General features: G+C 39.7%; 11 protein-coding genes. All 11 read right to left on the bottom strand.

All coding sequences use genetic code 11. The annotated features are described in order from the left end of the window. Nucleotides 1-164: 164 nt before the first annotated feature. Nucleotides 165-398 carry a sulfurtransferase TusA family protein gene (locus tag AADEFJLK_RS26180; RefSeq protein ID WP_103975906.1) on the bottom strand — a complete coding sequence of 78 codons (234 nt, stop codon included), beginning with the start codon at nucleotides 396-398 and terminating at the stop codon, nucleotides 165-167. Then, nucleotides 388-1,812: an aminotransferase class V-fold PLP-dependent enzyme gene (locus AADEFJLK_RS22680; RefSeq protein ID WP_103975905.1), complete on the bottom strand. Its 1,425-nt coding sequence runs from the start codon at nucleotides 1,810-1,812 to the stop codon at nucleotides 388-390. The genes AADEFJLK_RS26180 and AADEFJLK_RS22680 overlap by 11 nt, the downstream gene beginning before the upstream one ends. A gap of 4 nt (nucleotides 1,813-1,816) precedes the next feature. Beyond that, on the bottom strand, nucleotides 1,817-2,998 hold the full coding sequence (locus AADEFJLK_RS22675; RefSeq protein WP_103975904.1) for a hypothetical protein: 1,182 nt from the start codon (nucleotides 2,996-2,998) through the stop codon (nucleotides 1,817-1,819). Next, nucleotides 2,995-3,684 (bottom strand): peroxiredoxin-like family protein, encoded by a 690-nt coding sequence (locus AADEFJLK_RS22670; RefSeq protein WP_103975903.1) that lies wholly within the window; start codon nucleotides 3,682-3,684, stop codon nucleotides 2,995-2,997. The genes AADEFJLK_RS22675 and AADEFJLK_RS22670 overlap by 4 nt, the downstream gene beginning before the upstream one ends. A gap of 9 nt (nucleotides 3,685-3,693) precedes the next feature. Then, complete coding sequence (locus tag AADEFJLK_RS22665) at nucleotides 3,694-4,488, bottom strand: class I SAM-dependent methyltransferase (RefSeq protein ID WP_103975902.1); 795 nt, start codon at nucleotides 4,486-4,488, stop codon at nucleotides 3,694-3,696. Between the two features lie 390 nt (nucleotides 4,489-4,878). Further along, nucleotides 4,879-6,047 (bottom strand): IS3 family transposase gene (locus AADEFJLK_RS22660; RefSeq protein ID WP_103975901.1). Its coding sequence is split into 2 segments (ribosomal slippage): nucleotides 4,879-5,774 and nucleotides 5,774-6,047, totalling 1,170 coding nucleotides; the frame shifts between segments, so codons are not numbered across the junction. Nucleotides 6,048-6,111: 64 nt separating this feature from the next. Further along, on the bottom strand, nucleotides 6,112-7,053 hold the full coding sequence (locus AADEFJLK_RS22655; protein ID WP_103975900.1) for a ketopantoate reductase family protein: 942 nt from the start codon (nucleotides 7,051-7,053) through the stop codon (nucleotides 6,112-6,114). Continuing rightward, a complete protein-coding gene (locus AADEFJLK_RS22650; protein WP_103975899.1) occupies nucleotides 7,050-7,796 on the bottom strand; it encodes a class II aldolase/adducin family protein in 747 nt (248 codons plus the stop codon). Before AADEFJLK_RS22650 ends, AADEFJLK_RS22655 begins: the two co-directional genes overlap by 4 nt. A gap of 2 nt (nucleotides 7,797-7,798) precedes the next feature. Then, nucleotides 7,799-8,920 (bottom strand): pyridoxal phosphate-dependent aminotransferase, encoded by a 1,122-nt coding sequence (locus AADEFJLK_RS22645; protein ID WP_103975898.1) that lies wholly within the window; start codon nucleotides 8,918-8,920, stop codon nucleotides 7,799-7,801. Next, nucleotides 8,907-10,751, bottom strand: coding sequence for an alpha/beta hydrolase family protein (locus AADEFJLK_RS22640; protein ID WP_103975897.1), 1,845 nt, complete (start codon nucleotides 10,749-10,751; stop codon nucleotides 8,907-8,909). Before AADEFJLK_RS22640 ends, AADEFJLK_RS22645 begins: the two co-directional genes overlap by 14 nt. Further along, nucleotides 10,752-11,786, bottom strand: a 1,035-nt coding sequence (locus AADEFJLK_RS22635; RefSeq protein WP_170065232.1) for a hypothetical protein, incomplete at its 5' end; no start/stop codon positions are given.

Raw genomic sequence — 11,786 nt, 5'->3', positions numbered from 1 at the left:
CCGCCTCCAACGCCACCTTCGCCTTTTGTGCGCCGGTCATCAATTTACGCTTTTTCTCACTCATTTTTATCCACCTGTTTTATGATGGACACCATCTTAAATTATTGTCTGTTTTTATGGGTCCACTATAGATGGCATGGATGCTTATGAATAACAAAAACAATTTATCCTTTTCTTTTTTGGACGTAGGCGATTTTGTTATCAGCACAAATATCATTATTAATAAGTTCTAACCCACATTTATCCATGTACGATAAAATATCCTGCAAAACTTCGTTATCCGCACAAATTACCCGAACAATTATATTATCATCGCAAGTTCGCATCATTTTCTTTAAGGAGATTACTGGTAAAGGACAGGTCTGCCCTCTTGTATCTAAGGTACGGTCATATCTCATATTGTGAATTACCTGTACTAAGCAGTTTTAATGGATTAAACTCAGAGACTGAACTGGTTAATGGTATGCTGGACGAAATATAATTATTTAGAAAATTAGTTTTATTTTGGACAATTATGCTAATAGCTTTTGCTAGAGCGTCTATATCCTGTTTGCTGGTATAAACCCCAAAACTTGCTCTTACCATGCCTTTGAACGAATCAATACGGTTAATATCATCTGGATTTTCGGGATCGGCATCTAATTCCCATAATTCTTCTTGCAATAATGATCTAACATAGGGGTGGGCGCAAAAACACCCATTTCGGACAGCAATACCATAATGATCATTTAATATGCGTCCGACCAGCTCGTGTGGTAAATCCAGAATATTAAATGTGATGCAACCGCTATTCGTACCCGCTGAATTATCGATACAACCGTAACAAGTTACTTCTGGGATTTGAGTTAGTAATTTACGAGCGTAATCACACAAATTCTGTTCATGTTCCTCGATATAATCCATGCCATATTCAATTAATGAATGCATAGCATACGCTAGCAATATAGCGCCGTAAATATTAGGCGTACCAGGCTGATGCCGCTCTCTAAGTTTGGATGAAAGTATGTAATTTGATGTTGTAACATCGTCTACTATGCCGCCGCCGACGTAGATTGGCGAAAGCTGTTCTAATAGGTTTTTTTTTATGGCAAGTACGCCTGGCGATCCTGGGGCGTAGAGTTTATGACCGGAGAATGCAAATGCATCCACGCCAAGAGCGGTTAAATCAACCCGAGTTCTGGAAACCATTTGAGCGCCATCAACCAGAACAACTGTATCATGTCGATGCGCAATTTCGCAGATTTGTTGTAATGGCGTTCTGACACCGGTTACATTACTCAGGCCAGTAACGGCAACATAGGCAACTCGACCTTGGTTTTCTTCAAGAATGTTATTAAGAAAATCCAGATCTATGCCACCTGCTGATTTTCCTTTACTGCTTAATGGTACAAATACGGCTTCACTAAAATTTTGTCTATGCGGCAGATCATTAGAATGATGTTCCATGCTGGAGATTACAACCATGCGCCGAGAGGGAAAGTTAAATCTCATTAGCTGTGCAAACCCGTTGATTGCGGCTGTTGCACCGCTACCCATAAATAATGCTTCATGCGTTTCTGAACATTTTAGAAATTCAGTTACTTTTTGATAAGCCCACTCAAGGCAGATCCCACTAATTTTGGCTTTGTTGTGCGCATTAGTATGAACATTTGAATAATATTCGAGAAAGCGATCTGCGGCTTCTTTGGCGTTTACCATCATTAGTGTGGTTGCGGCAGAATCAAGATAAATGCAGCCGCCTTTGTTAAAACGTGCGGCTTCTAGCCCATAAAACCTTAAGATTTTTTTATTATTTTGTTGGATTATAGTCATGTTTTTAATCTTTTAGTAACTGATCGAAAATAGTTTTGGCGCCATGACCAAGAAAATCATCAACTGAACTAAATTTCTTGAATTCGTCACTACGGTAAAATCCAATACCCAGCCCAAAAAGTCCAACAATAGGCAAGCCGTTTTCATCTAAGATACGGTAATTCTGGTCAATGACATAACAATCGTTAAGCCGATTAAGCCTGATCTTTTCTCCATTTTCTCGGATTAGATTGACTGGATGCGGTTGGTATCCTGTCGCATTAATGACGAGCGAATCGTTAATACAATACGGTATATTGGGCGCAATAATGGTTAAATCCTGCTCAAGGCCAGTCATTACATCTAATGCTAATTTAGCGGCTTTACCTCTTAAGCCAGCGGATTCATTTATAGTTCCATTGGGCAATATTTGATCTTCGGCATCGAGGATATAGTTTGAGTTTATTGCGCTCTCGATATTTTCAAAATAAATTTTTGGTTTTTTGCGAGCGATGATGTTTACTTTAGCTGAGATTTGATATTGTTTTTTTAAGTACAACACCCGTAATGCGCAACTAAAAGCGCTATGGGATGCGCCAATGATAGTGATACTACCGATGTTTGTTAATTTTTCAAAAATATATTCATCAATTTTACCTCGCAAAATATCTGAGGAATTGATGTAGTTTCCGTAAGCAGATAGATTAGCTTCTAAAGAACCAATACAAAACAACAATGTTTTAGAGGTGCATTTCACTCCCATTTCATTTGTTGTGTGATATAGGCCGTTATCATCCAGGACTATTTGTTTAATGTGGCTATTAAAAAAAATATCAGAATTATTAATGCTATTAATATAGCCCTCAGAAAGTAAAGCTATTTCTGAAAGGAATTTGTTGGCAGAGGATAAAAGGCAGTTTGACGCGCCATGTGACTCTAGATTATTGAACAAATCGGTGCCGAAAGCAGGTTTAAATATTCCTGATCTATTGAAGTGTGAAATAAAAAAATTGGCCGGCGTGTTTGATTCAATATCCAGATCTAAATGAAAGTTGTTCCAGCTATTGTTAATTTTTTTTTCATGAATAGCTAGGCCTATTTTGTTTAAATCAGTAAGCCGACCTTCTCTATCGGCTACTGCTATTAGCCCTAAACCTGCAGGCCCGAATCCAATTTGCTGAATTCCGTAGACTAATGGGGGTTTCATTTTTTATCACTCAAATCTAAAAGTACTTCCAGAATGCGTTTAGGTTCCATTCTTTTAGTATGATCAGGACATGTATCGCATTCTATGATGACGCCATCACTACCGACTATATATGTCGCGGTAATTGGCAAACGCCAATCATTTGTACCATTAATTTGCGGCACATTTATACAAAATTTATCGCGATAGGCTTCATGTAAACTACTATCCATTTCAACAGCCAATCCAAATGCTTCTGCTGTGGCGTTATTAACATCGATTAGTATTGGGAAATCAATGTTATACAACTCGACTACATCAGCAATGCCACCGTCGATTTGGGGTGATATTGCCACTAAGCTGGCGCCCAACGACTTGATATGTTGATTTATTTTAGCCAAGGCCTCTAATTCGATGTTGCAATAACCACACCATGCGCCTCGAAAAAAAGAAATGACTAAGGGGCCTTTTTGTAATTCCGACTGGGAATTCAATTCTTTCTGACTTAGAGCGTTTATCAATATAAATTTTGGGATGATCTGTCCGATCTTGAGGGCACGCTCTTCTACTTTACTTTCCAATAATCGCTTGGTTGCAGCCTCTTTTAATTCTTGAACGCTCTTAGGCGCATCTCTAAGATATTTTCGGTAAAATTTTTCGGTTTTTTCACTCAATATTTCTATTGAATTTAGTTCGCATCTGTCCATTCCGCTTTCCTAAATATCAGATTTAGTGAATATATGCACACCCAGAGACCATGACATCTCATATTTGCCGTTATTCTTTATCGGGGTGAGATTTTGATTGATGAGCTGCCTAATATCAGGTTGATTTGTGGTAAGACAAAAGATACCCTGAGCATATAGTTCCATTTCTTCTCTGCTATCAAAGCGCCATGGCGTACGTTCTATGTAGGATCGTTCATGCCGTAAACCTGATCGGTTGCTAAGAACTCTTGAAAAATCCTCATCAAGAAAATCAGCTTCATGTCTTGAAGGACAATGGGGATTAACCACAAAATCGAACCATTTTTGTGCTTCTGTACCGTGATTTACATCAATGATAATCAGAGTACCGCCTTCGCGCAAAATAGAGCGACATTCTAAAAAGGTTTGATATTTGTTGGGGATATGGTGGAACGCGGCAACACTAACAATTAAGTCCACGCTGTCTTTTGGTATTTGTGCTGAGGTAAGTGCGCATATTTTTTTGGTAAGCCTATGATCATCTGGAAGATGCGCGGCCATATGGGATGAAGGCTCGATACAAATCAGTGTGGCTGCACTTGGTAAGAGTTTTAACAACAAGGCTGTTACAAAGCCCTGTCCGGCGCCCACCTCAACAACGCTATTTGCATTCTCTATTTCGGCGGTCAGTAGTGCATGTTGTATACAGGTTATTTCAGAGGCTCTAGCCAGTGGTGAACCGGTACTGGCGGACTTATAGCCTGCCGCACGCTCATTTGTGAAAGCTTGTATACCATCGGTTTGATTTGCAGAAATTGTTTCCATGACGTACCTTGAATTAATGATTTAATTAGTTAGTTACAGATTTTAACTGGAAGTTAGTTTTTGACTCAGTCGGCAAAGTGTAGTATTGACCTATATATAAAATTATAATAAACGGCTTAAGAAAGTTATCCACCATTTTTTAGCAAACCAGAATGCAAGGTTAAGCTCGTACCAGAACGCAGTTTTCATGACTTGAAAGCCTGGTTGTCAGTCGGTTTAAGTTAACAGCAGTTAAAACCGAATTAACGACGACTTGAGCGTCGGCCTACGCCGACGAATAAAACATCTGCAACGGTTACAGGCTAGGTAGCGGCCATGGCCTGCTCTTATATTGACTGCCAGTTAAGCTAAAGCCACATTAAGGTACTCCCCATTGTCTAGACCAAAATCTCATAAGATTAAGATAGAAGCCGGTTGATAAAAATGGGTTGTTTCATCTTTTTCATAACGCCTGGCTAAATACACGTCAGCGGGTGTCCGATAGCCCAATGATTGATGTAGCCGTTCATGGTTGTAAAAGTGGAAGAAATCCCTCAGTCCTACCCACGTTTCTTGGACGGTGTGCCTATCCTGCAAGTACACATGCTCATACTTGACCGTCCGCCAGAGCCGCTCGACAAAAATATTGTCCAATGCCCGACCACGCCCGTCCATGCTGACCTTTATGCCTTTGTCCAGCAGCGGCTGGGTAAAACGGGGCGTGGTGAACTGCGAACCTTGGTCGGTGTTGAAGATGTCGCATTGCTGGCGTTCGGTTATATTGCCGACGGCTTCAATGCAGAAATCCGCATCCAAGGTGGTACTCAACGCCCAGCCCAGGACGTACCGGCTGTACCAGTCAATCACCGCCATCAGGTAGACAAAGCCTGATGCCAGCCGGATATAGGTGATATCGGTGCTCCACACTTGGTCGCAACGGTCAATCACCAGTCCGCGCAACAGGTAGGGGTAGACTTTATGTTCCGGGTTCCGCTGGCTGGTGTTGGGTTTCTGGTACACCGCCTCCAGCCCCATCTTCCGCAGCAAACGCCTGACCCGCTTGGCGTTCACCACATGACCCAGGTTGCGCAAATGCGCCACCATTTTCAATACCCCATAACAGGGTGTCCGGGTGTATTGTTCGTCCAACAGCCGCATCAGCGCCAGGTTTTCCTGGTTTTCACCCGCTGGTTGGTAGTAAAGGGACGAACGGTTCAACCCCAGCAGGCCGCATTGTTGCCGGACACTGAACTGTGGGTCTTGCGGGTCAATCCCTAGTTGCCTTGCCGCTAATGGTTGGCCGAGGACTTTTTTTTCAGCCAGTCCCGTTCGGCGATGAGCTGGCCTATCTGACGGTGCAGCTCGTCAATGTCCTGTTGCTGGTTGTCCCGTGCCTTTTCCTTTTTCCCGCTGAAGGCTTCCGGGATCACCGCCAACGCCTGCTTTTTCCAGAGGTTGATCTGGGTGGCGTGGACACCGTATTCGGTGGTCAGCTCGTTAACCGTTTTTTGTTGGCGGATCGCCTCAACGGCCACTTTGGCTTTAAATTCCGTTGTGTGGTTCTTGCGTACATTTGCCATAGTTTAGTTTGCCTTTTTGGGTAAGGCTTTCTATCTTAACTGCTGGTCTAAAATATGGGGAGTATCATACATCTCCTGCTAACGATTGTTGTGCGGCATGATACAGACCGCTAAGAGCAGGCACTTTTAATTGATGCTTGTCTGCCAAGCGCAATGGAATGCCTAATAACTCATCAATTTCTGTAACACGTTGGCTTAATACATCTATTAACATGGAGGGTTTAAATGAATGCATTTTAGCAATATTAGCAATTACCTCATCTGGCGTGCTGATTATTTGAAAACCGCAGCATATACCTATAGTATTCATTTCATATATACATTGACTTATAATCTGGACAAATATTTTTGAACTTAATAGCTGTTCAGTATTCACATTATTTAATGCACAGATTGTACTAATAACAGCATTGCCGCTAAGTTTTTGCCATAATAATGAATCTAGATTTTCTACTTTAACCACTGAGAGATTGAATCTTTTAAATACCTCCACTAGCGAAATGCTAAATTGATTAAAATAACTCTCTAAAGAATTTTGAACAGTTATACTTTGACCAGAGTGATGAATGACTGTATTAGAATTTTTTGAGGTATTGATATAATTGATAAATCCACACCAGCAATGGTTGTTCATAGGCGCAAACAAATCAACATCTTCAGTTATGATTCCAAGTTGCTTTTTTAACCACCAGGGCAGTCCATTTACTGCATAAACTAAAGGAATGGAAGTTGAAATTTGAGCTTGTTCTAAAACATGGGCCGCCCAAGACAAGCCATTTGCTTTTACGGCAATAATTATTAAGTCGCAATTAGCCAACTCATGCTTAGCCGCATTGTGTATTTGGACAAAACCATTTATTTTACTGTTATACAAAGAAACACAGTCTATATTATGGTTGGCAATGGTATCAGCACGCGTAACTGTTAGTAATTCTATTCCGCTTTGACCGAGAATATATGCGATAAATGAGCCTACTGCTCCCAGCCCAATAATTCCGATTTTCAATCGATGCGCCCATATGATTGGTAGCTTGGATCAAGCTTATTTACAATGCGCGTTAATGCATCCAAAACATCTTGACCTTCTCCATAGGTTGGATTAAAGTGAAAAGAGTCTGCAGTACATTTTTTTAAAACCTCTTCACTTATTTCTAGGGCTTTTCCCATGGCTAAAGATTGACATTGAATTTCACAAGCTCTATTTAGAATCCAAAGCGTGGAAAATGCTTTTGCTGCGGTACTTCCCCAGCCCATCAGCCCATGATTGCGTAGAATAATTGCTGGTTTGCCGGCGATCGATTCAATCAGTCTTGAGCCCTCATCTTCATAGATAGTGATGCCTTCAAAATTATGATACGCAACTTTATTATAGAGTTGAGCTGAATAGAAATTACTGTAAGACAGACCTTGTTCTAAGCAGGCAACGGCTATGCCTGCTGTGGTGTGGGTGTGCATAACGCAGACGGCGTCAGGTACGTTTTTGTGAAGTACGGAATGAGTGGTATATCCGGCTAAGTTGTACTTCCAGAATGATTCACCTATAATATTTCCTTCAAGATCGATTTTAACAAGATTCTCAGCTGTGACTTCAGAATATGAAAGACCAAATGGATTAATCAGAACGTGTTTTTCTGGCCCTGGAATACGTAAAGTTATATGATTGTAAATTAATTCAGTCCAGCCTAAGTAATTAAAGATTCTATAAAGTGATGCAAGTTCTGTTCTGGCCTTCATTTCTTCGTATGTCATAATTAAATTTCCAATTCTTCCAAGTGATTAACTTTTATTAGCGCTGTAGATAAGGATTTTCTAAAAAATACATTTTCATGTGGCTTGCCGATTGAAACTCGAATTAAGGCAGGGTCATCGGCCATATGTTTTACTAAAATACCAGCAGACATTAACAAATCTGTTATCTTGTCGGCATGTTGTTCTTCGAATCGCAAGGAAAAGTAGTTCGCCGCTGGTTTATACACCAAATGATTACTTATAATGCTATCCTGAATCATTAACTCCATCTCGCTTTCAATGTATTTTGCACAGGAATATGTGAATTTAGTATCGCGTAATGCTTCGCACGCTAAGGCTGATGAAATTGAACTAATATTAAAAGGCGGCCTGTATTTTTCTAAAATAGAGATTATATTTGGATTGGCAATTGCATACCCTACTCGCGCACCAGCCATACCAAAGCTTTTAGAAAAGGTTCGCAGCACGATGACGTGTTTTTCATCATTACATAGCTGCGCAGCGCTCTGATATACATCTGAGCATACCAGGCCATGATAGGCTTCATCTATAACCAAAAATGCGGTGCCGCGCGTTGATTCTATGAGATATTTAAGTTCATCAATCTTTAATAATGACCCGATTGGGTTATTGGGATTGTCAACATATAAAACCGTCCTACCAGGAATAATTTGGCTTACCAAGGCGGCTGGATCATGTTTATAATGTTTACTGTCTGCTAGCACAACGCTTGCGCCGGAAAGTTTTGCACAGATGCTAAGAAGTGGAAATGTATGCTCTGACTGCACAACAATTCTTTCTGAATTTAGAAAAATTCGGGCAATCAGCGAGAGTATTTCTGACGATCCATTACCAAGGAAAATTTTATTAAGCTCTACATCGTCCAGTTCTGCGATTAATTTTTTTAGTAATGGATAATCGTCATTAGGATATCTGCTGTGATCCATATTAGCGATTAGGAAAATCTTTTCTTTTAGCCATTCATTTGCACACGGGTTCTCATTACTAGACATCTTAATAGATGGGCCAGCCTTGGCTGTCGAAGTTCCTCGTTGATAGGGTGGAACCTGTGCTATGTATTCTGGAAGTATAAACCCTGGAATTCCAATATCAAGCTGCGTCATTAATGCTATTCTCGTAAAATTGATGTTCAATTGCGTAGGATAGAGCTTTATTATCTAGGCTCGTAAAGCCATGTTGTTCTTCAAATTCTAAAAGATGGCAAGTTTTACCTAGGCTTAAAAGTTTTTGATAAAGCAGCCGACTTTGGTTTATCGGAACCACTTGATCATGCTTGCCGTGAATTAATAAAAGTGGATCTTGAATACAATATGGATTGTAGAGAGGCGAGCGTTCTATATAGGTTAAGTCGCTTACTTCTTTATTAATTAGATTATATAAAAGTGGCGATTCGAAAGGATGGGTGGTTTCTAATAATTTTTTTAAGTCTGAAACACCATAATACGCACAACCAGCTGAAAATAATCTGGATTTCGATAATAATCGCATGACTGTATAGCCGCCAGCGCTATTACCTCTAACAAAAATTTTGTATGGTTTTAATATTCCGATATCTTCTAATTTCGAAATAAAGTGAAATATATTTTCACACTCGACCTCCCCCCACTGATTATTTAGTCGCTCGCGAAACTGTTTTCCATATCCGGTGCTGCCAACATAATCTATTTCGAGATAAACATAACCTTTAGCTGTCCAAAACTCTGCTGCAGTTGAGAATAACCTTGATACGCTTCCATTAGGCCCACCATGAATATTAAGTATTATATGGGATTTATTGTTTTTTTTAATTTGCTCGTTAGGCCAATATACAAATGCACAATACTTGTATTGTTCTGATGCATTTAACAAGTGATACTCAGCAGTAAATGAAGGCGTAAATTTTTCTGCGCTTGCTACAATCACATTATTTTTCTGATTAGCAATATTTAATGATTGGATGGTTGTTAGCTTTGATAAATCGCCGCTAATAAAATACACAAGCTCGCCATTAATTATTGGGGATATAATTTCTTTACCATTCCACGAATACTCTTTACTGTATCCACTTTGATTAAACTCTATTAATCGTCTTTTTGTTCCATCTGTTGCTACAGAAATTATTTTGTTATTGGATATTCCATAGGTGTTTTCCCCATATTTATATGGCGGAAAGCCAAATTCAATTTCAGATGGCCCGGAGATGCACTCAATTTCGTTTTTATTAGAAACCCACTTATATATATTCCACCAACCGCTACAATCATCCAGAAAAAAGAGCGTATCATTTGCAAAGCGTGGCTCAATTTTACTTGATTCAATTTCCATTGAAATTTGAAATATATCGTATATACTTTCTAAGTTGGTTTCCGCGATAAAAAGCGATGTTTTATCCCATGGCATTTCATTGATTTGCCATTGATACCACGCACATTTATTTCCTGTTAGTGTAAATGTTAAACCGCCAATAAATTCCGGCACTTCCAGTATTATTCGATGCACCTTTGATTTGCAATGAATAAGCTCTATCCGAGTTGTGAATGATGTTTTTGTTTTACTATGACTAAGATATATCAGAGTGTTTTTTGTGCTAATGTACACCAGTCCACCAATGGCGCGCCCATGTGACTTGACGAGAAGTATTGGGTTATCTTCTGTCGGATGGAAATAAATATCACCGGAAACTGCGTCAACAAAATAATATCCGTTTTCTGAGACCACATAGCTTCCACCGCCATATCCATACATGGCGGTGCCAACACTGAAAGGCTTTGGCGTTAATATGAGATTAGGCGTATCTTTTGTTGCCGATGTGCATACAACAGCATATCTATTACCTATTTTCTGTCTCCAATATAGCTTATTAGAATAAGATAGCTCTGAGTATGCGCATTCTAATGACATTGCCTTTTTTGCTAAATTCATGTCATTAGCTACTTCTTTTAATAAAAAACTCACTTATTGCCCAAATAATTCATTGTATAAAGCTATTGACAAACCACTATCTAGCTCGATGGTGGTTTCTGATAACTTAGCGGCGTTAATTACAGTTTTTTTAGTCACTGGAGGCAGTTTTGCTACAAATTTTTCTGGAATAGCGGTATGATTGCCGTCCCTGTTTATTTGGAAGTGAGCCTCTACGCCATGACTTGATTTTGGGAGCGAGGAATCTAACAGTAGATTGCCTACGGGGTCTGATTCTGGATAAACAGTGCCTTCCATGATAGATACCAGGGTTGAAAAACTTAACGCACAGTTTTGGGCTGCGTGCTTTATTACTTCAATCTCTAGCTTTACTTCTGGGGTATAATTTTTTTCAACTTGCGCATCTTTGTTTAAGATGTGTATGCTATTTAAGATTAGCTTATCATGAGCGATTTCTTCTTTAGCATATTGCCGCACTTCTTCTGATATTAACTTTAATTCTTTTTGAGCTGGCCCTAGACAGCTATCGCACATGCGGGTAACATAGTGTTGCTGGGATAATACTATCACCATGTTTTCAAAAAACTTTTTTTCATCATTCTTACGCTGATGACGCAAGGCTTCCATTAACTTTTGCGCTCTGTGCCCTACTTTTGTTTGAAATTCGAGCCGCATTTCTCGAATTTTTGTGTAGACGGAAAATGGATCATAGTATTCGGAATCGGCTATTCTGGATGTTTCCAGTAGTTCGTCGTAATTCCATTGCCAAGTTTCTGGGATATAGTAAAAATCTCTATCGACGTCTACTTCGCTAAACCGGTTTAGTGAATTTATAAGGTCACGCGGCCCTTGAGATTTATCTAACAAATCAGATGAACTGTGATAGATGTTGTCTGAATAAACTTTTCTTGGCACCGCATGTAACAATGGGTAATTTGCAAAGGTTTTGAGAAATTGATAGGAATCTTGATTCAATGACTCATTATCTAAATTGCTCAATTGTGCTAATGCTTGTGTTGCCAAGTAATGGCCATCCTGATCAAGTTCCGCATCTATTTGAAGCCAAGG

The organism is Methylovulum psychrotolerans, from assembly GCF_002923755.1.
Classification (GTDB): Bacteria; Pseudomonadota; Gammaproteobacteria; order Methylococcales; family Methylomonadaceae; genus Methylovulum; species Methylovulum psychrotolerans.
This window is presented reverse-complemented; position numbering and strand designations above follow the sequence as displayed.

Coding starts and splice junctions, on each gene's coding strand:
- AADEFJLK_RS26180 (WP_103975906.1), bottom strand. CDS start 398: ATGAGATATGACCGTACCTTAGATACAAGAGGGCAGACCTGTCCTTTA.
- AADEFJLK_RS22680 (WP_103975905.1), bottom strand. CDS start 1,812: ATGACTATAATCCAACAAAATAATAAAAAAATCTTAAGGTTTTATGGG.
- AADEFJLK_RS22675 (WP_103975904.1), bottom strand. CDS start 2,998: ATGAAACCCCCATTAGTCTACGGAATTCAGCAAATTGGATTCGGGCCT.
- AADEFJLK_RS22670 (WP_103975903.1), bottom strand. CDS start 3,684: ATGGACAGATGCGAACTAAATTCAATAGAAATATTGAGTGAAAAAACC.
- AADEFJLK_RS22665 (WP_103975902.1), bottom strand. CDS start 4,488: ATGGAAACAATTTCTGCAAATCAAACCGATGGTATACAAGCTTTCACA.
- AADEFJLK_RS22650 (WP_103975899.1), bottom strand. CDS start 7,796: ATGACATACGAAGAAATGAAGGCCAGAACAGAACTTGCATCACTTTAT.
- AADEFJLK_RS22645 (WP_103975898.1), bottom strand. CDS start 8,920: ATGACGCAGCTTGATATTGGAATTCCAGGGTTTATACTTCCAGAATAC.